The sequence below is a fragment of the Vulgatibacter incomptus genome, assembly GCF_001263175.1.
Lineage (GTDB): Bacteria > Myxococcota > Myxococcia > Myxococcales > Vulgatibacteraceae > Vulgatibacter > Vulgatibacter incomptus.
In genome coordinates this window covers 2,649,615-2,672,328 of the sequence record NZ_CP012332.1, presented here as the reverse complement: position 1 = coordinate 2,672,328, position 22,714 = coordinate 2,649,615, and the positions used below count along the sequence as shown (strand labels likewise).

21 protein-coding genes are annotated in these 22,714 nt (G+C 70.0%); 16 read left to right on the top strand and 5 right to left on the bottom strand.

Annotation, left to right across the window (positions count from 1 at the left end):
* Nucleotides 1-2: 2 nt before the first annotated feature.
* The 3 genes from AKJ08_RS11125 to AKJ08_RS11115 form a co-directional block, all read right to left on the bottom strand.
* A complete protein-coding gene (locus AKJ08_RS11125) occupies nt 3-1,730 on the bottom strand; it encodes a DUF6909 family protein (RefSeq protein WP_050726133.1) in 1,728 nt (575 codons plus the stop codon).
* A 103-nt stretch (nt 1,731-1,833) separates the two neighbouring features.
* On the bottom strand, nt 1,834-2,373 hold the full coding sequence (locus AKJ08_RS11120; protein WP_050726132.1) for a zinc metalloprotease: 540 nt from the start codon (nt 2,371-2,373) through the stop codon (nt 1,834-1,836).
* A gap of 9 nt (nt 2,374-2,382) precedes the next feature.
* Nucleotides 2,383-3,402, bottom strand: coding sequence for a CarD family transcriptional regulator (locus tag AKJ08_RS11115; RefSeq protein WP_169788808.1), 1,020 nt, complete (start codon nt 3,400-3,402; stop codon nt 2,383-2,385).
* A gap of 263 nt (nt 3,403-3,665) precedes the next feature.
* Here AKJ08_RS11115 and AKJ08_RS11110 point away from each other — a divergent pair, with 263 nt between their 5' ends.
* The 5 genes from AKJ08_RS11110 to AKJ08_RS11090 are packed head-to-tail and all read left to right on the top strand — an operon-like array spanning nt 3,666 to nt 8,630.
* The gene (locus AKJ08_RS11110) at nt 3,666-4,805 is read left to right on the top strand and encodes an HD domain-containing phosphohydrolase (protein ID WP_050727539.1); all 1,140 of its coding nucleotides are present in this window, start codon (nt 3,666-3,668) and stop codon (nt 4,803-4,805) included.
* Between the two features lie 17 nt (nt 4,806-4,822).
* Nucleotides 4,823-5,971: a Re/Si-specific NAD(P)(+) transhydrogenase subunit alpha gene (locus AKJ08_RS11105; RefSeq protein WP_050726130.1), complete on the top strand. Its 1,149-nt coding sequence runs from the start codon at nt 4,823-4,825 to the stop codon at nt 5,969-5,971.
* Between the two features lie 6 nt (nt 5,972-5,977).
* Nucleotides 5,978-6,283 carry an NAD(P) transhydrogenase subunit alpha part 2 gene (locus AKJ08_RS11100; protein WP_276202166.1) on the top strand — a complete coding sequence of 102 codons (306 nt, stop codon included), beginning with the start codon at nt 5,978-5,980 and terminating at the stop codon, nt 6,281-6,283.
* Nucleotides 6,280-7,716 carry an NAD(P)(+) transhydrogenase (Re/Si-specific) subunit beta gene (locus AKJ08_RS11095; RefSeq protein ID WP_050726128.1) on the top strand — a complete coding sequence of 479 codons (1,437 nt, stop codon included), beginning with the start codon at nt 6,280-6,282 and terminating at the stop codon, nt 7,714-7,716. The genes AKJ08_RS11100 and AKJ08_RS11095 overlap by 4 nt, the downstream gene beginning before the upstream one ends.
* A gap of 53 nt (nt 7,717-7,769) precedes the next feature.
* The gene (locus AKJ08_RS11090; RefSeq protein ID WP_050726127.1) at nt 7,770-8,630 is read left to right on the top strand and encodes a GNAT family N-acetyltransferase; all 861 of its coding nucleotides are present in this window, start codon (nt 7,770-7,772) and stop codon (nt 8,628-8,630) included.
* A gap of 52 nt (nt 8,631-8,682) precedes the next feature.
* Here the strand turns inward: AKJ08_RS11090 and AKJ08_RS11085 are convergent, their stop codons facing one another.
* Both AKJ08_RS11085 and AKJ08_RS11080 read right to left on the bottom strand, forming a co-directional pair.
* Nucleotides 8,683-9,693 (bottom strand): alpha/beta fold hydrolase, encoded by a 1,011-nt coding sequence (locus AKJ08_RS11085; RefSeq protein WP_050726126.1) that lies wholly within the window; start codon nt 9,691-9,693, stop codon nt 8,683-8,685.
* Nucleotides 9,694-9,794: 101 nt separating this feature from the next.
* Nucleotides 9,795-10,586 (bottom strand): phosphatase PAP2 family protein, encoded by a 792-nt coding sequence (locus tag AKJ08_RS11080; RefSeq protein WP_050726125.1) that lies wholly within the window; start codon nt 10,584-10,586, stop codon nt 9,795-9,797.
* A gap of 137 nt (nt 10,587-10,723) precedes the next feature.
* On the opposite strand from AKJ08_RS11080, the gene AKJ08_RS11075 reads away from it, so the two are divergent.
* The 11 genes from AKJ08_RS11075 (at nt 10,724) to murD (ending at nt 22,689) form a co-directional block, all read left to right on the top strand.
* On the top strand, nt 10,724-11,422 hold the full coding sequence (locus AKJ08_RS11075; RefSeq protein ID WP_338062163.1) for a DUF5752 family protein: 699 nt from the start codon (nt 10,724-10,726) through the stop codon (nt 11,420-11,422).
* A gap of 14 nt (nt 11,423-11,436) precedes the next feature.
* Nucleotides 11,437-12,684 carry a glycosyltransferase gene (locus AKJ08_RS11070; RefSeq protein ID WP_050726123.1) on the top strand — a complete coding sequence of 416 codons (1,248 nt, stop codon included), beginning with the start codon at nt 11,437-11,439 and terminating at the stop codon, nt 12,682-12,684.
* A gap of 319 nt (nt 12,685-13,003) precedes the next feature.
* Nucleotides 13,004-13,462, top strand: a complete 459-nt coding sequence (gene mraZ / locus AKJ08_RS11065; protein WP_050726122.1) for a division/cell wall cluster transcriptional repressor MraZ — start codon at nt 13,004-13,006, stop codon at nt 13,460-13,462.
* A complete protein-coding gene (locus AKJ08_RS11060) occupies nt 13,459-13,857 on the top strand; it encodes an STAS domain-containing protein (protein WP_050726121.1) in 399 nt (132 codons plus the stop codon). The genes mraZ and AKJ08_RS11060 overlap by 4 nt, the downstream gene beginning before the upstream one ends.
* Nucleotides 13,858-13,876: 19 nt before the next feature.
* Entirely contained in the window at nt 13,877-14,788 is a 912-nt protein-coding gene (rsmH, locus tag AKJ08_RS11055) for a 16S rRNA (cytosine(1402)-N(4))-methyltransferase RsmH (protein ID WP_050726120.1), read from the top strand.
* Nucleotides 14,785-15,165: an FtsB/FtsL family cell division protein gene (locus AKJ08_RS11050; RefSeq protein ID WP_050726119.1), complete on the top strand. Its 381-nt coding sequence runs from the start codon at nt 14,785-14,787 to the stop codon at nt 15,163-15,165. Before rsmH ends, AKJ08_RS11050 begins: the two co-directional genes overlap by 4 nt.
* 11 nt (nt 15,166-15,176) lie before the next feature.
* Nucleotides 15,177-17,225, top strand: coding sequence for a penicillin-binding transpeptidase domain-containing protein (locus AKJ08_RS11045; RefSeq protein WP_050726118.1), 2,049 nt, complete (start codon nt 15,177-15,179; stop codon nt 17,223-17,225).
* Between the two features lie 57 nt (nt 17,226-17,282).
* Nucleotides 17,283-18,788: a UDP-N-acetylmuramoyl-L-alanyl-D-glutamate--2,6-diaminopimelate ligase gene (locus tag AKJ08_RS11040; RefSeq protein WP_050726117.1), complete on the top strand. Its 1,506-nt coding sequence runs from the start codon at nt 17,283-17,285 to the stop codon at nt 18,786-18,788.
* Nucleotides 18,785-20,203 carry a UDP-N-acetylmuramoyl-tripeptide--D-alanyl-D-alanine ligase gene (locus AKJ08_RS11035; RefSeq protein ID WP_082343067.1) on the top strand — a complete coding sequence of 473 codons (1,419 nt, stop codon included), beginning with the start codon at nt 18,785-18,787 and terminating at the stop codon, nt 20,201-20,203. Before AKJ08_RS11040 ends, AKJ08_RS11035 begins: the two co-directional genes overlap by 4 nt.
* Nucleotides 20,204-21,316, top strand: coding sequence for a phospho-N-acetylmuramoyl-pentapeptide-transferase (mraY, locus tag AKJ08_RS11030; RefSeq protein ID WP_050726116.1), 1,113 nt, complete (start codon nt 20,204-20,206; stop codon nt 21,314-21,316). It abuts the gene before it with no gap.
* Nucleotides 21,317-21,318: 2 nt separating this feature from the next.
* Nucleotides 21,319-22,689 (top strand): UDP-N-acetylmuramoyl-L-alanine--D-glutamate ligase, encoded by a 1,371-nt coding sequence (gene murD, locus AKJ08_RS11025; protein ID WP_205624801.1) that lies wholly within the window; start codon nt 21,319-21,321, stop codon nt 22,687-22,689.
* The last annotated feature ends 25 nt before the right edge of the window (nt 22,690-22,714 follow it).

The window sequence follows — 22,714 nt, the reverse complement described above, 5'->3', positions numbered from 1 at the left end:
CTCTACTCGCCGAGCCGTGCGATCTCGGTGCGGAGGATCCGCCGCGCGATCGCCATCGCGCAGGCGTAGGTGCTCTCCATCCCGAAGTACGAGAGGCTCTTCGAGAGCAGGCTCTGCCTGCGCGAGTAGGGCGTATCCGACGCGTAGTGGAGGATGCCCACGTCGAACGGCGTCAGGTTCGACAGGTGGACGATCTGATCGTTCGGGTGGCGGCCCGGGCTCACGAGCTCGTAGATCGCGTCGAGGTAGGGGCCCGCCTCCATCTCCAGGACCGTGTAGCCCTCGCGGTAGAAGGTGCTCATGTACTGGCGGTTCTGGAGGAAGGGACCGCGGGCGGTGAGGACCTTCTGGTTGTCGAGGACCGTGCCCTCCGTCATGTACGGCTGCACGTCCGCGGCGCTGAAGCAGTTGGCGAGGAGGTAGGTGTTCCGCGAGTGCTCGTCGTAGGCGACGGTGGAGATCATCGCGTCGCCGACCCTGCCGTTGAGCGTCGCGGCCTTGCCCATAACGTAGACGCCGAAGATCTCTCCCACGCCCTGGCCCAGCCGCGACAGATGGTGGTACGCGGCCATGCCGAGCGGATAGTCGATGTTGACGATGACGGCGTTGCTCTTCGAGAGCCGCTCGAGGCCCTCTTCGCGCAGGCGCGGGTCGATGCGCTCCGGGCGCAGCTTGGAGAGCTCGAAGATCTGGGCGGTGACGTCGATCTTGCCGGGGCTCGCCAGGGTGGAGATGCCGCTCTCCGCATCGAAGCGGAGCACGTCTTCGAGGCGCTTCGCCGCGCCATGCTCGTCGTGGATCAGCTCGCGGAGAAGGTAGTAGAGGATGTTGCTCGCCTCGTCGGCGGCGCCGGATGCCAGCGCCCTCTCGAGGCGCGGCGCCAGGTTCTCCGGGTTCTTGCGCCGGGCGAAGTCGACGATCTCGCCCTGGTGGGCCTGGGCGTAGCCTCCGAGGAGGTTCGACAGCGAGTGGGTGTTGGAGGAAACGAAGTATACCGGGCGCCGCCTCGGGCTCTCCTCCTGCAGGTAGCCCGCGTCGACGCCGGTCCACCATCTCTGTGAAGCGCGCTGATACTGGGAGAACGAGCCCGCGAGGAGCCTCACGGCGAGGTCCGACCGCCGCGTGGCGATGGCGCGGATCCCCCGATCCCAGCTCTCGCCGAAGGCCGCCTGCAACGTGTCCACGCCCTGGGCGTCGAGGCCCAGGACCGTCGCGAGCTCCTCCGGGGCCACCGAGACCGGCGAGGACGCGTCGGCGTTCTGCAGCAGCTGCCCGAGGGTGCTCTGGCTCAGCGAGTGATGCAGCTTGTTCCACTCGATCTGGTAGGCGGTGAGGATCGGCACCAGATCGTCAATGTCGCTCGTGCTGGTGATGAACGCGGCGAGGACCTCGCCGCCGTCCCAGCGCAAGGGGCGCCTGCGGCCGCGTGTGCGCACCGTCTCCCAGCCGCCCACCTCGAAGCCGGCGGCCTCGAAGATCTCGTGGGACTGGCCCATCACCACGAGGCGGATGCTGTCCATGCAGGCCGGGAGCCGCGCCGCGCTGTAGGCGAAGGCCGCGACGTCGGGAGTCAGCGCCCGCGCTCCGGCGTGGAGGCTCGAGTCGCTGTAGCTATGCGCCTCCTCGAAGGCGCGGACGCGGACCTCGCCGGTGCTGCGGAGCAGCGAGGCGTAGGTGCGCGTGTAGAGGTCGATCTCGTCGCTGAAGATGCGGGAGGGCAGGCGATCCACGATGGCGCTCCTGGCTGGGGGAGGCTCGTAGGATTTCCACTCCTACGCGCCCGGGCAACGACCCTCTCCCGCGCCGCGATGGAACGGCGTGGGAGCGCCGAGCTCAGGTCTTCGCCATCCGGATGCGCTCTTCGCTCTTTTCGCGGCAGAACGTGCAGAGCACCGGCTCGTGGTTGGCAGCGAAGCCCTCGGTCCAGGGTGGATGCATCGAGCACTTGGGGTCGATGCAGGAGTGGAGCTCCCACAGCGCGCCCATCTCGTGGACCGCCTGCTTGGCCAGGCGCTTCCGGAACTCGTCCGAGCCCTCTTCCAGCACCTTGGGGAAGAGCGACGTGGTCACCACCGCGCGCTGGCCGCCGAACTGTGCGAAGCCGTGGGTCGGCGGCGTGCCGACAGGTCCGCTCGGCTGGAAGAGCGACGAGTGCGTCACGTAGAGGAGCTTGTCGTCCGCGACGAGCTTCACCGTCTCGGCCTCGTCGAGGAGCAGCGCGGCGTCGTAGGTGCCATCCTGGCGGCGGGCCTCCTCCGGCAGCGGCAGCTCCCCGGCGAGCTCGGCGCCGAGGTTGAATGCCTGGAACAGCAGCTTGCAGAGGGCGTCGACGTCGCCGTCCTGGAAGCCGTCGAGGGTCACCACGCGGATCACGCCGTCCTCCTACTTCTGGGTCTTGCGAGCGGCCGGCTTCTTCGCGGCTGCTTCGGCCATGGGGGCCGTGCGGGCCGCAGGAGCCTCGGCCTTCGCGGCCTTGCTCGCGCCGGCCGCCTTCTTCGCCGGAGCGGGCTTCTCCGCAGGGGCGGCCTTCTTCGCGGCAGGCTTCTTGGCAGCGGGCTTCTCCGGCGCCTCGGTCTCCTCCGCCTTCTTCGCCGGCGCGGCCTTCTTCGCTCGCGCGGGCGCCTTCTTGCCGGCTTCGGCGGCCGCCTTCTTCGGAGCGCGCGCCGCGGCCTTCCGGGAGGGGCCGGCCTCCTCGACCTCTTCCTCGGCGGGCTCCTCCGCTTCGGCCTCGGGCTCCTCGCCCGCCTCGGCCTCGATCGGCTCCTCCTCGAACTCCAGCTCCTCCTCGAGCTCGAGCTCCTCGAGCTCCTCACCCTCGCCGCGGCGGCCCCTGGTGCGAGCCGGCAGCCTGGGCCTCGGCGGGAGCTCGGCGAGGCGGCGAGGCTTGGCGGCAGGCCTGACCGTCCCCGGCGGCGGCAGCAGCGCCAGGTCGATGAAGTCCTCGGCCGTCGAAAGGGGCACGCCCAGCGAGACCGCGACCTCGGCGACGAGGAGGTGCCGAGCCGCGTCGTAGCGCTCCCGCTCCTTGGGCGGAAGCGGCCGGATGTTGGCGAGCCCCTGGAGGGCCTTCAGCACCTCGGCGACGCCGAGGATCCCGCCGGCGCTCAGCAGATCGCCGTGGAGGCGGTGGCGCACCTTCCAGTCGAGCTCGGGATCGTCGAAGGACGAGGCGAGGAGGTCGAAGACGTCGACGATCTCCGTCGAGTCCGCGACCCGCCGCAGGCCGATCGAGGGGACCTTCGCCACCGGGACCAGGATGGTGGCGTTGTCCTCCTCCCGCGTCATCGAGACGAACTCGAGACGCTGGCCCGCGATCTCCTTGGATTCGAGGCCGAGCACCTGGCAGACGCCCTGCTTCGGATAGACGACCCGATCGCCCGCGCGCATCTCGGAGGCGGTCATGATTGCGCCCGTTGACTCGGCCCCGGGCAGGGACTCCGACGTTTCCTGGGTTGGCACCCGAAATGCGTACCACGCGGTTTCGACCGGGGCAACGGAGCGGTGCATCCCCCTCCGGCTCGGGACTGTCCGGAAGTGTGCCGGGGATCGGCTGCGGTCCCGGTGGACGGGAGCGGTTCCGAGGGGTCACTTGCCCGTTGGGAACCGGCCGCTCTCGGAGTAGACTTCCACTTTCGTAACGAGAGGGGAGATTCACCGACATGGAGCTGGGACGCGTCCTCGTCGTGGACGATGATGTGCTGATCCTGCGCGCGCTGCAGCGCGTGCTCGATGCGCAGGGCTTCCACGTCACGGGGAAGAACACGCCGGAGGAGGCCCTGGGCGAGCTCCGGGAGCGCCCGGCGACCCTGATCATCTCGGACTACATGATGCCGGGGATGAACGGCGTCGAGTTCCTCACCGAGGCCCGGCGGATCTGCCCGGACGCCCCGAGGCTCCTGCTCACCGCGGCGAACGACTTTCGGGTCGCCGCCCATGCGGTGAACAGCGGAGAGGTCTACCGCCTGCTCTCCAAGCCGTGGAACCACCAAGACCTGATCACCACCGTGCGCCAGGCCTACGAGGTCGGCGAGCTCAAGCGCCAGCACGCGCGGCTCACCGCCATGGTCCACGAGCAGAACGCCGAGCTCCAGCGGATGAACGGCAACCTCCGCTCGCTCGTGGAGGAGCGCACGCGCGACCTCCTCGAGGGGATGATCAACGCCCTCGACTACCGCGACATGGAGACGCAGTGGCACAGCCGGCGCGTCTCGCTCTATGCGAGACGCCTCGCCGAGGCGCTCGGTCTCCCGCAGGAGGAGCTCGACGAGGTGGAGATGGGCGCGCTCCTCCACGACGTCGGCAAGATCGGGGTGCGGGACTCGGTGCTGCTCAAGCCCGGCCCTCTCACGCCGACCGAGTGGGAGGAGATGAAGGAGCATCCGGCCATCGGCTTCCGGCTCCTGCGCTCCATCGAGTACCTGTCCGGCGCCTCGACGATCGTGCTGCAGCACCAGGAGCGCTGGGACGGAAAGGGCTATCCCGCGGGCCTGGCGGGCGAGGCGATCTCCATCGGGGCGCGGATCTTCTCGGTGGTGGACACCCTCGACGCGATCCGCTCCGACCGGCCCTATCGAAGTGGGCAGCCCTTCGACGTGGCGCTCCGTGAGATCCGGCGCTGCGCCGGGACGCAATTCGATCCGATGGTGGTGGAGGCCTTCGCCTCGGTCCCCGAGACCGAGTGGGAGGCGATCCGCGCGAGGGTCGAGAAGATGGCGGCGAAGAGCGCCGCCGCCGACGCCAGCGACGGGCTCGGCGAGGTTGGGCGATTCTGGCAGAGGCGGCAGAAGGGCGACTCGTTCGATTAACCGGGGGTGAACTCGCCATGGTCACGGTCTTCGTACCGAGGGAGCGGCGCCCGGGGGAGCGCCGCGTCGCGGCAACGCCCGAGACGGTCAAGAGGCTGGTGAAGGAGGGGATGCAGGTCCTCGTCGAGGGGGGCGCCGGGCACGGCTGCCACCTGGAGGACGAGGGCTATCGCAACGCGGGCGCCCGGATCGTCGGCGGTGGCGCCGAGGACTGGGGCGCCGCCGACCTCATCCTCAAAGTGGGGCCGATCGCGCACAACGAGCTCGTCGGCGGGACCGAGGCGGGCGCGGTCCGCGCCGGAGCGGTGGTCGTCGGGCTCCTCGCGCCCCACAAGAGCGCCGACGCCCTGGCGAAGCTCGCCGAGCGAGGCGCGTCCGCACTGGCGATGGAGCTCGTGCCCCGGATCAGCCGCGCGCAGAAGATGGACGCGCTCTCATCCCAGGCGAGCATCGCGGGCTACAAGGCGGTGCTCCTCGCCGCGGGCAGCCTCGGCAAGTACTTCCCCCTGCTCATGACCGCCGCCGGCACGGTCCAGCCGGCGAAGGTCGTGGTGATGGGCGCCGGCGTGGCGGGCCTCCAGGCCGTCGCCACCGCGCGTCGCCTCGGCGCCACGGTGGAAGTCTCCGACATCCGCCCGGCGGTGAAGGAGCAGGTCGAATCCCTGGGCGCGCGCTTCATCGATCTGCCCATGCCCGAGAGCGGCGAGGGGCAGGGCGGCTACGCGAAGGAGGTCACGGAGTCGTTCCTGCGGCAGCAGCAGGAGATCCTCTCCGCGAAGATCGCCGCGGCCGACGTGGTGATCACCACCGCCCTCGTGCCGGGGCGGCCTGCGCCCCGCCTCGTGACGGCGGAGATGGTGTCGCGGATGCGGCCCGGCGCGGTGATCGTGGATCTCGCCGTGGAGCAGGGCGGGAACTGCGAGCTCTCCGTGGCCGGGGAGGACGTCGTGCGCAGCGGCGTCCGGATCATCGGACAGGAGAACCTGGCCGCCACGCTCCCCGAGGACGCGAGCATGCTCTACGCGCGGAATGTCGCAGAGGTCGCCTCCCTCGTCGCAAAGGGAGGCGCGATCGATCTCTCCGACGAGATCGCGCGGGCCATGCTCGTCACACGAGGTGGTGAGGTTCGCTGCGACGCCGGGAGGCCGCAGGACAGGATCGCTTGAGAGCTCGTGAAGAAGGAGCGTGACATGGTGATGGGCCCCCTCTTGATCGGGTTGTACGTCTTCGTGTTGTCGGTCTTCGTCGGCTTCGAGGTGATCAACAAGGTCCCCGCGACCCTCCACACACCGCTGATGAGCGGCGCCAACGCGATCTCGGGGATCACGATCGTCGGCGCGCTCTACACGGCGAAGACCGCCGAGGTCTCCGTGAGCAACGTGCTCGGGGCCGTCGCCATCGCGCTGGCCATGATCAACGTGGTGGGCGGCTTCTGGGTCACCGACCGGATGCTCAAGATGTTCGGGAGGAGGGGATGAGCGGCGCCGTCGGGATCGCGGTCGCCCTGATCTACCTCGTCTCGGCGATCCTCTTCGTCTTCGGGCTCAAGCGGCTGGCCCGGGTCCGCACCGCGAGGCAAGGAAACGGGATCGCCGCCTTCGCCATGCTCCTCGCCATCGTGGGCACTCTCGTCGAGCTCGGCTGGGTGGACTACCGCTGGATCCTCGCCGGCCTCGTTGCCGGCAGCGCGATCGGCGCCGTGATCGCCGTCCGGGTGCCGATGACGGCGATGCCCGAGATGGTGGCCATCCTCAACGGCTTCGGCGGCGCCGCCTCCGCCCTGGTGGCGATCTCCATCTACTGGGTAGACATCGTCGAGCCGTCCCGAGCCGGGACCGCCGCGTCGCTCATGGGCGGCGCCGAGGCTCTCACCGCGTTCCTCTCGATCCTCATCGGCGGCGTCACGTTCAGCGGCAGCGTCGTCGCCTACGCCAAGCTGAACGGCAGCCTCCCGGGTCGCCCCATCCTCCTGCCAGGGAGGCACGCGCTGAACCTCGTCCTGCTCGCGGCCTCCGTCGCGCTGGGCCTGGCCTTCAGCTACACCGTCGGCGATCCCGCCGAAGGCGCGGTCGCCGCCTGGGGGCTCCTCGGAGCGAGCCTCGCGCTCGGCGTGCTCCTGGTCATCCCGATCGGCGGCGCCGACATGCCCGTGGTCGTGTCGCTGCTGAACTCCTACTCGGGCCTCGCCGCATGTGCGACCGGCTTCGTGATCGGCAACAACCTGCTGATCATCAGCGGCGCGATGGTGGGCGCGGCGGGCATCATCCTCACTCGGATCATGTGCGAGGCGATGAACCGTTCGCTCGTCTCCGTGGTCCTCGGCGGCTTCGGCGGCGGCGACTCGGCGACGGCGGAAGGTGCCGCCTCCGGAGAGTATTCGAATACACGGAGCGCAGGCGCCGAGGAGGCCGCCATGGTCCTCGAGGCGGCCCGCAAGGTGGTCGTGGTGCCCGGCTATGGCCTCGCGGTGGCCCAGGCTCAGCACGCCGTCCGCGAGCTCGGCGAGCTCCTCGAGAAGCGCGGCGCCGCGGTCACCTACGCGATCCATCCGGTGGCAGGCCGGATGCCCGGACACATGAACGTGCTTCTCGCCGAGGCCGACATCCCCTACGAGAAGCTCTGGGAGATGGACCGCATCAACCCCGAGCTCCGCGACACCGACGTGGCCATCGTCCTCGGCGCCAACGACGTGGTGAACCCGGCCGCCCTGGTCAAGAAGGACAGCCCCATCTTCGGCATGCCCATCCTCGAGGTGCACCACGCTCGCACGGTCTTCGTGGTCAAGCGCAGCCTGGGCGCGGGCTACGCCGGCATCAAGAACGAGCTCTTCGAGCAGCCGAACACGATGATGATCTTCGGCGACGCCAAGAAGGTGCTGCAGGAGCTCATCGGCGAGCTCAAGCAGCTCTGACCGCAGGTGAACGCGACCGATGCGGTATCCTTCCCGCCTCAGCGGAGGACACCATGTACGAGGTCTCGACACCCATTGAACCGCACTGGACGGCGCGAACCGCCGAGGCCGCGGACTACGAGTTCTTCCTTCGCTGCCTGAGCGAGCTCGCGAGCGACGATCCCGTTCCCTCCAAGGAGAGGTGGCTCGCCTCGTACGCGCCGAACACCGTCATCCTCGAGGCGGAGGGGAAGCGCGTCGGCTACGGCTACGCCTGGTCGTTCGGCGAGTGGTCGCACGTGTCGCACGTGGTGGTCGACCCGGAGTCCCGGGGACGAGGCGTGGGCGACCATCTGATGCGCGTGCTTGCCGCGAGGCTCCACGCCGCGGGTAGCCGCAATTGGCGGCTCCACGTCCGTCCGGCCAACGAGCCTGCGCTTCGGCTCTATCGCGCCTTCGGCCTCTCGAAAGTCTATCCAGCGTGGTTGAACTGGCTGGGGCGAGAGGCCCTGTCCAGCCTGCCGAGCGCCAATCCGGAATGGATACGGGCGGAGGTCGATCCGGACGAGGAGGAGGCGCTGGAGCTTCGTTGGAATCTGCTCCCGGGCTCGATTCGCAGGTTCCGCGCGCCCGGCCGGCACGTGGTCCGCCTCGTCGCGCCGGAGCACGCCGGAGATCCCGCGCCGGCCCTCGCGCTCTTCGATCCGGCCTATTCCGGGGCGAGCGTGTTCCGCTGCCGGTCCCCCTCCCTCGTCCGCCCAATCGTGGAAGAGCTGTTCGCTCTGACGCCGTCGGACGCACCCCGGATCTCGATTTTCGTGGAGGAGGACGCCTGGCTCTCCCGCCTCCTCGTCGACGCGGGCGCGACGCTGCGCATGGAGGTGCTCCAGATGCGCGGCGCCATCCCGAGCGTCGCGGAGGCAGCGTCGCCCTGACGGACGACCGCCCCGGCGCCAGGTTCACACGGCTCTCGCCCTCGTCCTGAGCTCACCGCCTCTCGATGAACTCGACGAGCGGCGCGAAGTAGGCGTCGAAGTCCTCCGCCTGCGGGATGTGACCGAGGCCCTCCAGCTCCACGAGGCGCGCGCCGGGGATCGCGCGTGCCGTCCGCTTGCCCAGCACGGTGTAGTCACCCATGGTCGGAGCCTCGTCCGGTGGCGCCCAACCGCGGCCGAGCGCCGTGCGATCCCGGGTGCCGATGATCAGCAGCGTCGGCCGCGTGATCCGCGGAAACTCGTAGACCACCGGCTGGGTGAGGATCATGTCGGTCGTCAGCGCGGCGTCCCAGGCGACGCGGGGGTACTCGGGGCTCTCGGTCCAGCCCGCGAGGATCTCGACGTACGGGTCGTATTCCGGCTTCCACTTGCCGGCGAAGTAGTTTTGCTGCTGGTACGCGCGGATGCTCTCCGGGGTGGCCTCGAGCTCCTGCTCGTAGTTCCGGTCAATTGAGCGGTAGCCGGCGAGCGCGCGGTAGTCCTCGAGGCCAATCGGGTTCACCAGGACGAGCTGCTCGGTCCTCTCGGGATGGTCGATCGCGATCCGGCTCGCGAGCATCCCGCCCATCGAGTGTCCCACCACCACGACCCGTTGCACCTGGAGCGAGTCGAGTAGCGACATCGTGTTGAGCGCGAGCTGGGAGAACGAGAACTGGTAGCGATCCGGCTTGCTCGACTTGCCGAAGCCGATCTGATCCGGCGCCACCACGCGGAACCCCCGCGCCGTCAGTGCGCGAATCGTCGGCGCCCAGTAGGCGCCCGAGAAGTTCTTCCCGTGGAGGAGGAGCACCGTCCGGCCGTTCCAGTCGGCGGGCCGCTCGTCCATGTAGACCATCCGGAGCCGTTCGCGCTGCGACTCGATCGCGAAGACGTGCGTCTCGAAGGGATAAGGGAAGTTCGTCAGCTCGGGGTCCAAACCCGGGGCGGACGTCCCGTGAGGACCGGTCGTGGCGCAACCGGCGAGCAGCAGCGCGAGGGTGGAGGCGAGGAGCAGGGGTCGCATCGGTCTATCCTTTCGAGCGAGGGGAGACCGCTGGCTCGTTCGGGTGAAGCCCGATCCTCTTCTAATCCCTCGACTCCCATCGGCGCACCAGGCGTATCCGGCTACCAGGTCCCGCCCAGGACGAGAGGTGTCGCGGTGGTGCCCGCCGACGAGGCACGGCGATCGCTGCGGCCGTGGAGCAGCCTGGGAAGGAAGGCGCCCGCGGCCGTGCCGATGGCGGCGCCTGCCAGGACGTCGGTGGTCCAATGCCAGACGCCGGCCACCCGCAGGTAGGCGACGGTCGAAGCGATGGGCAGGCCCACGAGCCAGATGGGCAGCGGATCGCGGCCGTGGAGGTCGGCGAGGGTCGCGGTCGTGGCCACGAGCTCGAAGGCGATGGCCGAGTGGCCGGATGGGAAGGAGACGTTGGCCTCGCGCGGATGCCGGAGTCGGGCGGGTTCGGTCTCCGGGAGGTAGAGGACCATCGGGCGCTGCCTCGCGACCGAGTACTTGATCGCATCCACGGCGACGATGGTGAGGGCCGTCGTCTCCACGAGGACGAGCGTGTCCCGGAGTCCGGCGTGCCCGCCGCCGGCGATGAAGGCGTAGCCCATGGCGCTCGCCGGGAGGAGGACGAAGGCGCCCAGGTCCGAGAGCTTCGCGGCCAGAGAATGGTCCTCCCAGCGCAGGCTCTCGGTGAGCGAGCGATCGAAGGCGTTGCCGCCGCAGAAGTTGCAGTGGTCAGGGGCGAGCGAGGGCTGCAGGAGGCGATCGGCGGCCAGCAGGCCGACTGCACCCAGGGTGATGGCGCCGTCGGGCACCAGGTCGTAGCGGAGCTCGTCCGCCTTGGCGCCGCCCGCGTGCAGGGCCATCGAGGCGGCGAGGGCGAGGGCGGCAAGGGAGCTTCGGCTCACGTCCGATCCATTCCGTCAGCCCTGCGGCTTGGTCGACCGCCCGGAAAAGTGCCTCGGCCAGGCGCGCAGAGGGCGTTTTTTTAAGGAAACGCCCACCAAGTTCCGAGCGGCGCTCTGCCGGCCCGCCATGCGCCCGGATGCCGCGTGGCATGCACGATCCGGCGTCGGGACGCAACCTGAGCCATAGGATGGACGAATCCCGGGGCTTCCAATTCAAGAGCGCCGCTGTGATGGCGCGTTACACCGGCTATCGCGCCGACAATCTGAGGACGCTCCTGCGCTGGCTGAAGCGGGTGCCCGGCAGCTCGATCTTCTACCACGTCCATCACGCGCTCTTTCGCCGCCACACCGCCGCCGCCGCCTTCGTGAACGACTTTGCGCGGTGGGCGTGGACGACCCTCCACGAGGAGACCCTCGCCGAGCGCCTTGCGATCCTGGACCCGCTGGAGTTCGGGACCGTCCGCGCGGTCCGCGACGCGATCGTCGAAGTCGTGGAGCATCACGTGGGGGCGGTCGAGACGATCCCGCACGTGCCGGGACTCTCGAGCTTCTTCTTCCAGGAAGCGCGGAGCGTCGTGTTTCCGACCGGCGTGGTCGCGACCTCGCTGCGCGACTTTGCGGCGAAGGTCCGCACCGTCGGCCCTGACTCGATCTTCCACCACTTCGTGGTCGCGCCGCTTCGCGTCGGCCCCAAGGAGAACGATTTCTCGAAGTGGATCGAGCGCGAGTGCGGCGCGCCGGAGATCGCCGGAAAGCTGCGAGAGCTCTCGCCCTACAGCGACGATCTCTTCGACCTGAGGGAGCGGATCGGAGACCTGGTCGCGCTCTACCTCTGAAGGAGCCAGCGGCGATGGCGAAGGAGGAAGGAACCTGCAAGCTCTGCACGTACGAGCCCATCGTGGGCCCGGCTGCGCTGGATGAGATCCGCCGCCTCGCCGAGCCGCTCCGGGACCTGCGGCTCCAGAACGTGAGCTCGACCCTCGTCGGCGGCGGCGTCGCGGAGCTGATGGCGCGCCTCACGCCGCTCCTGCGCGAGGTGGGAATCGGTGCCCGCTGGGACGTGATGACCGCCGAGCCCGCGTTCTTCGACGTGACCAAGGCCTTCCACAACGCGCTCCACGGCGGCGATGAGGAGATCACGCCCGAGAGCTATGCGCTCTACCTGGAGACCAACGAGAAGAACGCCGGCCTCATCTCCGGAGACGCAGACGTCGTCGGCGTCCACGATCCCCAGCCTCTCGGCCTGGTCCAGTTCCGGAAGGCAGCGCCGGAGCAGCGGTGGGTCTGGCGCTGTCACATCGACATCTCGGACGCCGACCTTCGGGTCTGGGGCTTCCTGCGCCCCTTCGTCGAACGCTGTGACGCCGCGATCTTCCACCTGCCGCAGTACGCGAAGGAGCTGCTGATCCCGCAGATCATCAACACGCCCGCGATCGATCCCCTCGACGAGAAGAACCGCGAAATGCCGCCCGAGACGATTCGCGACACGCTCGAGGAGCTCGGGATCGATCCGGGCCGGCCGCTCGTGGTGCAGGTCTCCCGCTTCGACAGGCTCAAGGATCCTCTCGGCGTGATCGAGGCCTATCGCCTGGTGCGAAAGTGGCTCGATTGCCAGCTCGTCCTCGCCGGCGGAAGCGCTTCGGACGATCCCGAGGGCGCCCAGGTCCTCGAAGAGGTGCGGGAGAGAGCAGAGGGCGATCCCGACATCCACGTGGCGGAGCTGCCGCCCAACGCGCACCGGACGATCAACGCCCTCCAGCGTGGCGCCACGGTGGTCGTGCAGAAGTCGCTACGCGAGGGTTTCGGCCTCGTGGTCACCGAGGCGATGTGGAAGGGGAAGCCGGTGGTCGGGACCGCCGTGGGCGGGATCGCCCAGCAGATCGTCCACGGGCAGACGGGCTTCCTCGTGCGGACCGTCGAAGGCACGGCGTATCGGGTTCGCCAGCTCCTGGCGAACCCCGGGCTCGCGAGCCGCCTCGGCAGGGCGGCCCACCATTACGTCCGGGAGAACCTGCTCATCACCTCGTACGTGAAGAGCGCGCTCCTCATGCTCCATACCCTGCGCGCGGCCGACGGCCGGAACCCGATCGTGCTCTGAACTCACATCGCGAGCCCGGGCGAGGCGCCGCCTGGTTACCCAAAGTGTAAGCGGTTTGACCTAAGTGTGAGGAAAGGGAGGACGACGGCTCCTCCCTTCGTCGCAACTCGCCCCGGCCCGCGCTCCGCCGATAGCCCTTCCCCCATCGCTTCCACGTTCGCAGGGCGCAGCCCGGAAGGGGCGCCCGCGTGCGTAACCCCGCGAAATCACGATCGCGCCCCTCGGCCGGTGGATCGGACGACCATCGTTCTGGTCATTTTGAGGGGGGAAGTGGTAAAAGGTGGATCGAAGCGGATCGGCACGGTGGATAGGGGTCAATTTGTTCCGCGGGACCTTCGAGCACGCGATCGACGCCAAGGGACGGACGTCCCTTCCGGCGAAGTTCCGTGAGGTCCTCGCGGCGAAGTACGGCGGTGCGGAAGGGCAGACGTTGGTCGTCGCCCCGAGCCCGCTCGACCCCTGCCTCCGCGCCTATCCGATGGAGGAGTGGCAGGCGGTGGAGGAGACGTTGGCGGCACGGGGGAACTTCGACCCCAAGCTCAACACGCTCCTTCGCCTCTTCGTCGGCGGCGCCCACGAGACGCCGGTCGACAAGCTGGGCCGGATGCTGATGGCGCCGAGCCTGAGAGAGCACGGAAGCCTCACGAAGGACGTCGCCTTCGTGGGCTCGCTCAAGTTCATCGAGATTTGGGACGCTGAGGCCTATCGCGTCTGGAAGCTCAAGCAGCGCGAGCAGGTGGAGAACCTGGCTCGAGCACTAGGGGACCTGGGGCTATGAACAAGATCACCTACGCGAAGATCTCGGGATACGACGCGGCCATCGCCGCCGCCGTCACCGCGGACGTCCACGTCATCGCCCGCTCGGGCATCCTGGACGAGACGGACCTGACCTCGCTCTGCGACGAGCTCGTGAGCCTGGTCTGCTCGGGCCGGTCGAACCTCGTCCTCGACCTCTCCGGCGTCTCCCACGTGCCCTACGGCGGCTTCCGCTCCCTGGCCTCCTGCGCGCGCTTCTCGCAGCAGTCGGGCGGGGGGCTCAAGCTCTCGGGCCTTTCGATCTATCTTTTTAACCTCGTCCGCGCCGAAGGGCTCTACAACGCCTTCGAGTACTTCGAGGACGAGCGCACCGCCGTCGCCGATTTCGCTGCCGAGGCCGGCCCCGGCCTTTCCTGATTGAACGAGAGGTCCCCCAGTGCCTGCCCATGTGACCGTACTCGCCCGCCAGGCGGTCGAGATCCTGGACGCGGGGCCGGGCCGGAGGATCCTCGACGGCACGCTCGGATACGGGGGACACTCCGAGCGGCTGCTGGAAGCGGGCGCCGAGGTGATCGGCGTCGATCGCGATCCGAGGGCCCTCGAGGCCGCCCGCAACCGGCTGCGCCCCTTCGGTGAGCGCTTCCGGGCGGTGCAGGGGAACTTCCGGAACGCCGAGGAGATCCTCGCCGAGCTCGGGATCGATCGGGTGGATGGCGTGCTCGTCGACCTGGGCGTGTCGAGCCCCCAGCTCGACGTGGCGGAGAGAGGCTTCTCCTTCCGGGCTGCGGGCCCCCTCGACATGCGGATGGGCGAGGACGCCGAGCGCCTGGACGAGTTCCTGGCCCGCGTGGACGATCGCGAGCTCCGGCGGGTGATCGCCACCTACGGCGAGGAGCGCTGGGCCGGCCCGATCGCGAAGGCGATCAAGCGCGAGCTCCCCACGATCCACGACACGGCCCGGCTCGCCGAGGTGGTGGGCGGCGCGATCCCCAGGGGCGCGTGGCCGAAGGGGATACATCCCGCGACCCGCACCTTCCAGGGCCTCCGGATCGCGGTGAACGACGAGCTCGGCGCGCTCGAGGACTGGCTCGAGTCGCTCCCGCGGATCCTCGCGAAGGGAGGGCGCGCCGCCGCGATCTCCTTCCACTCGCTGGAGGATCGCATGGTGAAGCACGCGTTCGCCGGCCTGGCCCATCCTTGCCGGTGCCCTCCGGGGATGCCCGTTTGCATCTGCGGCTCCGCCGAGTGGCGCCTCCCGGTCCGCAAGGCGATCGTCGCGGACGAGACGGAGGTCTCCGAGAACCCCCGTGCCCGCAGCGCGAAGCTGCGAGCGGTGGAGAGGCTATGAGCGCCCATTCCGCGCACGACGCCGTGCTCCCCGCGCCGCGCGGATCACATCGCGGTGCCTCGAGGCCCAAGCGGAGCCGGAAGCTGCGGGGAGCGGTGGAGACGCGCGGGGTCCTCGCCGACCTCCTGGTCTTCGCCGTGCTCTGCGTCGTCGCGTCGATCTTCGCGTGGACCCGGATCGAGGGGACGATGGCGGGCTACGATCTCTCCCGCGTCCAGGCGGAGCACTCCGATCTCCTCCGCGAGCAGAACGCGCTGCGGATCGAGCTCGCCACCCGCAAGGGCGCGAAGCGGATCGAGGCCAACGCCAGGGGCAAGCTCGGGATGGTGGAGCCCGCGCCGGACCGGATCGTGCCGATCCCGGGCGCCGCGCGATGAGCGAGGGGCGAATGTCCGGGAGCCGATTTGCCGGCGCCTGGGACGGCGCGCGCTGGGTGCGCGTGCGCGCCACGATCCTCGCCGTGCTCCTCGGCGTCGGCCTCTGCGTGGTGCTGGGGCGCGCGATCCATCTGCAGATCGTCCAGCAGGACAAGCTGGGTACGCTGGCGCGGGATCAGTACATCCGCACGGTGGAGCTGTCGCCGCATCGGGGCGACATCCTTGACCGGGACGGAAACACCCTCGCGTCGAGCGTCGAGGTGGAGTCGATCTTCGTGGATCCGGGGCTCCTCGCCCGGGACCCTGCCGAGCTCCGTGACGGCGTGGAGAGGGTGGGAAGGGCGGCGGGCCTCTCGCGCGAGAAGCTCCGCGCGCTCCAGTCCCGGTCCGCGCAGCCCGGCAGCCGCTTCGTGTGGGTGCGCCGCAAGTCCAGCCCGGCGATCGTCGCCAAGGTCCGGGCGCTGGGGCTGCCTGGCGTCGGCTTCGTGAAGGAGTCGCGGCGCTTTTACCCTCAGAAAGAGCTCGCTTCACAGATTCTCGGCTTCGTCGGCGCGGACGGCCACGGCCTCGAGGGCCTGGAGCGGAGCCTCGACGACGATCTCCGCGGCCAGGGCGCCCAGGTGGCGGGCCTCCGGGACGCGAGGGGCAACGCGCTCCTCGCCGAGGCCGCGGTGCCGATGGAGGAGCGGACCGGCGCGTCCGTGACCCTGACGATCGATCGGACGATCCAGTACGCGGCGGAGAAGGCGCTGTCGAAGGCGGTGGAGAAGGCGAACGCGGAGGCGGGCTCCGCCGTCGTGCTCGATCCCTCCACGGGCGAGGTGCTCGCCATGGTCTCGATGCCGACCTTCAACCCGAACGTGATCCCCGGGGCGAAGGGGCGCGCCGCGGTCCGCAACCGCGCGGTGACCGACGCCTTCGAGCCCGGCTCGACCATGAAGGTCTTCGTCCTCGCCGGCGCCCTCGATCGGAAGGCGATCCGCAAGGACCAGAGCTTCGACTGCGAGAAGGGTCGCTGGAAGATCGGCAAGCACGTCATCCACGACACGCATCCCTATCCCGCCCTCACGCCCCCGGACATCCTTCGCGTCTCGTCCAACGTCTGCTCGGGAAAGGTGGCGATGGCGCTCGGAAACGAGAGGCTCGCCCAGGTCTACCGGGACTTCGGCTTTGGGACGCGGGGCGGGATCGAGCTCCCCGGCGAGTCGCCGGGCCTGATGAGGCCGTTCAAGGGAGAGATCGGCCTCGTGACCGCGTCCTTCGGCCAGGGGCCGATCATGGCGTCGTCGCTGCAGATCGCCTCGGGCTACGCGGCGATCGCCAACGGCGGCACGAGGATGAAGCCCTGGATCGTGCGTTCGGTCGTGGATCCGAACGGCGCCGTGATCCGCCGCGGCGAGCCGGAGGTCGCCGGCCAGGCGATCTCTCCGGCCACGGCGAAGGAGATCGCGCGGTGGCTCGAGAACGTGGTCCTCGACGGGACCGCGGGCAAGGCCGCGATCGACGGCTATCGCGTGGCGGGGAAGACCGGTACGGCGCAGAAGGTCGACGCCTCGATCGGCCGCTACGGCAAGGGCCGCCTCGCGTCGTTCGCGGGCTTCGTCCCTGCCGAGGATCCGAAGCTCGCCATCGTGGTGATGATCGACGAGCCGAAGGAGGGGAGCGTCTACGGCGGCCAGATCGCGGCGCCGGTCTTCCGGGAGATCGCCGAGGCCGCGCTCAAGTCCCGCGGGATCCCGCCGTCGCTCCCACTGCTCGCCAAGGCCGACGAGAAGAACAAGACGGCGGCAAAGGGCGCGAAGCCGGAGCCGAAGAAGCCGACCCCCCGCGACGATCCCGCCGAGGGGTGGGTGTCGGAGGAAGACGCACCTGGCGACGGCGACCAGGTCCTGGTGCCCGACGTCCGCGGCCTCTTCGCCCGCGCCGCCCTGCGAAAGCTGGGCGACGCGAAGCTCGGGGCCAGCCTCGAAGGAAGCGGAAAGGTCGTCTCCCAGCGTCCGCCCGCCGGCTCGATCGTGGAGCGGGGCAGCCAGGTGGCGATCGCCCTGGAGCCTCTGTAGTCAGCGGGCCGGGTGCTGTAGACGACAGAACGGATTGGTGTAGAAAGCGGCAGACCCATGCGCCTCTCGCAGCTCATCGCAGACGTCGGCGGAAGCCTCCCGCCCGGTACCCCCGATCCCGAGATCCGCGCGGTGACGGCGGACTCCCGCGAGGCGGGGGACGGCGCGCTCTTCGTCTGCGTGGCGGGCGGCAGCCGCGACGGCCACGACTTCGCGGCGCAGGCAGCGGCCAAGGGCGCCGCCGCGATCCTGGTCGAGCGCGAGGTCGACGCTCCCGGCGCCCTCGTGATCCGGGTCGCGAGCACCCGGGCAGCGCTCGCCCGCTGCGCTGCGGCGCTGCAGGGCCATCCGGAGGAGAAGCTCTCGCTGGTGGGGATCACCGGCACCAACGGAAAGACCACGGTGAGCTGGCTCTTCCGCTCCATCGCCGTGGCGGCGGGCTCGTCCTGCGGCGTCATCGGGACCACCGGCGCATTCGCCGGCGCGAAGGAGCTCCCCACCACGCACACCACGCCCGACTCGGTGAGCCTGTCGAAGCTCCTGGGCACGATGGTCGCGGAGGGGTGCGACTCCGCGGTGCTCGAGGTCTCGTCCCATGCGCTCGAGCAGGGAAGGGTGGAGGGCCTCCGCTTCGCCGCGGCCGCCTTCACCAACCTCACCCGCGATCACCTCGATTACCACGGCTCCATGGAGGCCTATTTCGAGGCGAAGGCGCGGCTCTTCTCCGACCACCTGCGCGATGGTGGCGCTGCGGTGATCAACGCCGACGACGCCTGGGGCCGGCAGCTCGCGGAGAGCGTCGATCCCACGACGCTCCTCCGCTTCTCCATCGACGACTCTGCGTGCGAGATCTTTGCACGAAACGTGGAGTTCTCCGACGCCGGGATACGGGCAGACGTGGCGACGCCTGCCGGCGGCTTCGCGTTGCGCTCGCCCCTCGTCGGCGCCCACAACCTGCAGAACCTGCTCTGCGCCACGGGCCTCGCCCTCGCGTGTGGCCATGGCCTCGAGGCGATCGCCAAGGGACTGTTCGGAGCCCATGGCGCGCCGGGGCGGCTGGAGCGCGTGGACGGCGAGGGCTTCTCCGCCTTCGTGGACTACGCCCACACCGATGACGCCCTCGCCCGGGTCTGCGCGGCCCTGCGCCAGGCGGGCAAAGGCCGCCTCCTGGTGGTCTTCGGCTGTGGCGGCGACAGGGACAAGGGAAAGCGCCCGCTGATGGGTGAGGTGGCGGCCCGCGCAGCGGATCTCGCCATCGTCACCAGCGACAACCCCCGGTCCGAGAGGCCGGAGGAGATCATCGCCGGCATCCTCCCGGGCCTCGAGCGCGCGGGCAGCAGGCGCCTCTCCCACGAGGAAGCCCGCGCCGGCGCTTTGGGTTTTGCGGTGGAGCCCGACCGCCGCTCTGCGATCGAGCTCGCGGTGGCCTGCGCGCGTCCGGGCGACTTCGTGCTGGTCGCGGGCAAGGGCCACGAGACCTACCAGCTCGTCGGCGACCAGCGCCTGCACTTCGACGACCGCGAGGAGCTCCGCCGCGCGCTGGGCTCGAGGATGGATCGATGACGAACCGGGCGATCTTCTGCCTCGCGGACGTGAAAGCCGCTGTCCGCGGCGCCCTTCGGGCCGGCGAACCGCTCCTGGCGCTGGACGGCGTCTCCACCGACAGCCGCACCGTCTCCGAGGGCAACCTCTTCGTCGCCCTGGGCGGGGAGAGCTTCGACGGAAACGCCTTCGTGGCCCAGGCCGCCCGCGCTGGGGCACGGGCTGCGTTGGTGCGTGAAGGTTTCACTCCGAGTGAGCCTCTGCCCGCCGGCTTCGGCCTCGTAGAGACCTCCGACACCCTGGCGGCGCTGGGCGCCCTCGCGAGGGTGCACCGCCGGCGCTTCCCTTCCTTGAAGCTCGGCGCGGTCACCGGGAGCAACGGCAAGACCACCACCAAGGAGCTCGCCCACGCGGCGATCTCCTTCGCCTTCGGCGAGTCCCTCAAGACCGAGGGCAACCTGAACAACGAGATCGGCCTCCCGCTCACCCTGCTGCGCCTCGATCCCTCCCATCGGGCGGCGGTGGTCGAGATGGGCATGAGCAACCCCGGCGAGATCGGCCGCCTCGCCGCGATCGCGGAGCCCTCCGCGGGCCTCGTCACCTGTGCACAGGCCGTTCACCTGGAGGGGCTCGGCTCGATCGAGGCGGTGGCCAAGGCCAAGGGCGAGCTCTTCCACGGCCTGCCCCCCGGCGCGGTGGCGGTGGCGAACCTCGACGATCCCCTCACCCTCGCCGAGGCCCGGGCCTCCCGCCGCCCCCTCCTCACCTTCGGTACCGGCGCGGAGGCCGACGTCCGCCTGGTCCGGATCGTCTCCCACGACCTGCGCGGGCTCGCCTTCGAGGTCTCGTTCCGGGGCAGCGATCCCGCGTTCGTGCGGATCCCGCTGGTGGGCCTCCACAACGCGCAGAACGCCTGCGCTGCTCTGGCGCTGGGCCTCGCCCTCGGTGCCGCGCCCGACCGCCTGCTGACGGGCCTCGCCGCCGCGAAGGGCTTCCTGCGCCGGCTCGAGCTCAAGGCCGCCCCCGGCGGTGTGACCGTGCTGGACGATTGTTACAACGGCAACCCGGCCTCTGCCGTCGCGGCGCTGCGCACCTCACGGGCCCTCGCCGGCGAGGGCCGCGTCGTCGCGGTCCTCGGCGATCTCCGCGAGCTCGGCTCCTTCGAGGAGTCCGGCCATCGCGAGGTGGGAGCGGCGGCAGCGGAGGCGAAGGTGGCCGGCCTGGTCGCCTTCGGCCCGCGCTCCCGCACCACCGCCGCCGAGGCTGCGGCTCGGGGGATCCCCGACGCCGCCATCCTCTCAACGGACGATCCCGCCGAGGCCCTCGCGTGGCTGCGCCGCAGCTTGCGCGAAGGCGACCTCGTGCTCTTCAAGGCCAGCCGCGGCACGCGCCTGGAGCGGATCGCCGACCCCCTCGTAAAGGGGGAGGAAGTCTAGATGCTCTATCACCTGCTGTACCCGCTCGCGCACAAGCTCGCAGTCCTCAACGTCTTCCGCTATCCGAGCTTCCGGATCATCGCCGCGGGGATCTTCAGCCTCGTGCTCGGCATGTGGCTCGGGCCCTGGTTCATCCGCGAGCTGAGGAGCCGGCAGTACGGCGCCTCCAACGTGCGGGAAGACACGCCCGAGCGGCACCAGAAGAAGCGCGGCACGCCCACCATGGGCGGCGGCCTGATCCTCTTCTGCCTCTCGGTGTCCACGCTCCTCTTCGCCGACCTCACCAACCGCCACGTGTGGATGGTGCTGGTCGTGACCCTGGGCTACGGCCTCGTCGGCTTCCTCGACGACTACCTGAAGCTCACCAAGCGCAACTCCAAGGGGCTGCCGGGGCGGCTGAAGATGGTGGGGCTCACCGCGATCTTCCTCGCTGCCTTCCTGGGCTTCGGCCTCGACTGGAGCACGTTCGCGCTCCGCTTCGACACGCACCTCAGCCTGCCCTTCGTGTCGACGAAGTACTTCCAGCCCGACCTGGGCTGGTTCTTCCTCCCCTTCGCGTGGGTGGTGGTGGTCGGGACCTCGAACGCGGTGAACATCACCGACGGCCTCGACGGCCTCGCCATCGGCCCCACCATCGTGAGCTCGCTCACCTTCCTGATCCTCGCGTACCTCGCGGGCACGGTGATCGCCGGCTTCAACGTCGCCGACTACCTCTTCATCCCCCACATCGCCGGCGCCGAGGAGCTCGCCGTCTTCTGCGCGGCGACCGTCGGCGCGGGGATCGCCTTCCTCTGGTTCAACACCTACCCGGCCAGCGTCTTCATGGGCGACATCGGCGCCCTCGCCCTCGGCGGCGCGCTGGGAACCCTCGCGGTCCTCACCAAGAACGAGCTCGCCAGCGTGATCCTCCACGGCGTCTTCTTCGTGGAGATCGTCTCGGTGATGATCCAGGTGGCCTCGTTCAAGAGCCGGGGCAAGCGCGTCTTCCGCATGGCGCCCATCCACCACCACTTCGAGCTCGGCGGCTCCGCCGAGCCCAAGATCATCGTGCGCTTCTGGATCGTGGCGATCCTCCTCTCCCTCGTGACCCTGATCAGCCTGAAGCTGAGGTGATGCTGATGCTTGCTCTCGCAGGTCGACGGGTGCTCGTGGTGGGCCTGGCGCGCTCTGGTGTCGCCGCGGCGAAGCTCCTTTGCCGCGAGGGCGCCATCGTCACGGCGACCGATGGACGAAAAGCCGCCGAGCTGGGCCCGGCCGTGGAGGCGCTGCTGCCCCTCGGCGTCCGCTTCGAGCTGGGCGGCCACGACGAGGCCGCCTTCACCTCCGCCGAGCTCATCGTGGTCTCGCCCGGCGTGCCCCTCGCCGGCCGCGAGCTCGTCGCGGCGCGGGCGGCCGGCGTGCCGATCATCGGAGAGGCGGAGCTCGCCGCCACCTTCATCGAGGAGCCCGTGGTCGGGATCACCGGCACCAACGGCAAGAGCACCACTACGGCGCTGATCGGCCACCTCCTCACGGCCGCCGGAAAACGAGTCTTCCTGGGAGGCAACCTGGGCACGCCGCTCTCCGAGCGGGTGCTCGCCGGCGGCGCCCTGGACGTCACGGTGGCCGAGCTCTCCAGCTTTCAGCTCGAGGCGGTAGAGACCCTTCGGCCCCACGTGGCCGTGGTCACCAACCTCAGCCCCGATCACCTCGATCGCTACCCCGGCCCGCAGGACTACTACGAGGCGAAGCGAGCGATCTTCCGGGCGCAGCGCGAGAGCGACTTCGCCGTCCTCAACGCGGGCGATCCCGAGGTCCTCGCGCTCCACCGCGGCGCCCTCTCCAAGCCCGTTTCCTTCGGGCACGGCGCGGTCGAGCTTGCCGGGGACGATCGCGCCGCCCGGGACGACGGGAAGCGGATCGTCGTCCGCGGCGTGGGCGGGGAAGAAGAGGAGCTCTACGAGCGCCTCTCTCCGGCGTTGCGCGGGCGGCACAACCGCGAGAACGCGATGGCGGCGATCCTCGCGGCCCGGCTCTGCGGCGCCGCGCCCGAGGCGATCCGCGCCGGCCTCGCCTCCTTCGGCGGGCTCCCCCACCGGCTCGAGCTGGTGCGCACCCTCCGCGGCACGGAGTGGATCAACGACTCCAAGGCCACCAACGTGGACTCGGTGAAGGTGGCCCTGGCCGCCCTCCCGGGGCCGCTGGTGTGGATCGCCGGGGGCCTGGGGAAGGGGGCGCCGTACGAGCCGCTTCGCGCGCTCCTCCCCGGTCGTGTGAAGGCCATTCTCACCATCGGCAGCGACGCCCAGGCGATCGCCTCCGCCCTCGGCGACCTCGCTCCCGCCACGAGCTGTGGCACCCTCGACGAGGCGGTCCGGGTCGCCGAAGGCATGGCCCTCCCGGGCGAGGCGGTCCTCCTCTCGCCGGCCTGCGCCTCCTTCGACCAGTTCCGGAGCTACGAGCACCGCGGCGCCGCCTTCCGCGCGCTCGTGGAGGCGCTCCCGTGACGACCCTTCCCTGCGGGAGGCGCGA

What these genes read in the sequence shown, in the direction of transcription:
- AKJ08_RS11115 (WP_169788808.1), bottom strand. Translation starts at nt 3,402, where the DNA reads ATGACCGCCTCCGAGATGCGCGCGGGCGATCGGGTCGTCTATCCGAAG.
- AKJ08_RS11105 (WP_050726130.1), top strand. Translation starts at nt 4,823, where the DNA reads ATGGTCACGGTCTTCGTACCGAGGGAGCGGCGCCCGGGGGAGCGCCGC.
- AKJ08_RS11095 (WP_050726128.1), top strand. Translation starts at nt 6,280, where the DNA reads ATGAGCGGCGCCGTCGGGATCGCGGTCGCCCTGATCTACCTCGTCTCG.
- AKJ08_RS11090 (WP_050726127.1), top strand. Translation starts at nt 7,770, where the DNA reads ATGTACGAGGTCTCGACACCCATTGAACCGCACTGGACGGCGCGAACC.
- AKJ08_RS11085 (WP_050726126.1), bottom strand. Translation starts at nt 9,693, where the DNA reads ATGCGACCCCTGCTCCTCGCCTCCACCCTCGCGCTGCTGCTCGCCGGT.
- AKJ08_RS11075 (WP_338062163.1), top strand. Translation starts at nt 10,724, where the DNA reads ATGCCGCGTGGCATGCACGATCCGGCGTCGGGACGCAACCTGAGCCAT.
- AKJ08_RS11070 (WP_050726123.1), top strand. Translation starts at nt 11,437, where the DNA reads ATGGCGAAGGAGGAAGGAACCTGCAAGCTCTGCACGTACGAGCCCATC.
- AKJ08_RS11060 (WP_050726121.1), top strand. Translation starts at nt 13,459, where the DNA reads ATGAACAAGATCACCTACGCGAAGATCTCGGGATACGACGCGGCCATC.
- AKJ08_RS11050 (WP_050726119.1), top strand. Translation starts at nt 14,785, where the DNA reads ATGAGCGCCCATTCCGCGCACGACGCCGTGCTCCCCGCGCCGCGCGGA.
- AKJ08_RS11045 (WP_050726118.1), top strand. Translation starts at nt 15,177, where the DNA reads ATGTCCGGGAGCCGATTTGCCGGCGCCTGGGACGGCGCGCGCTGGGTG.
- AKJ08_RS11040 (WP_050726117.1), top strand. Translation starts at nt 17,283, where the DNA reads ATGCGCCTCTCGCAGCTCATCGCAGACGTCGGCGGAAGCCTCCCGCCC.
- AKJ08_RS11035 (WP_082343067.1), top strand. Translation starts at nt 18,785, where the DNA reads ATGACGAACCGGGCGATCTTCTGCCTCGCGGACGTGAAAGCCGCTGTC.
- mraY (WP_050726116.1), top strand. Translation starts at nt 20,204, where the DNA reads ATGCTCTATCACCTGCTGTACCCGCTCGCGCACAAGCTCGCAGTCCTC.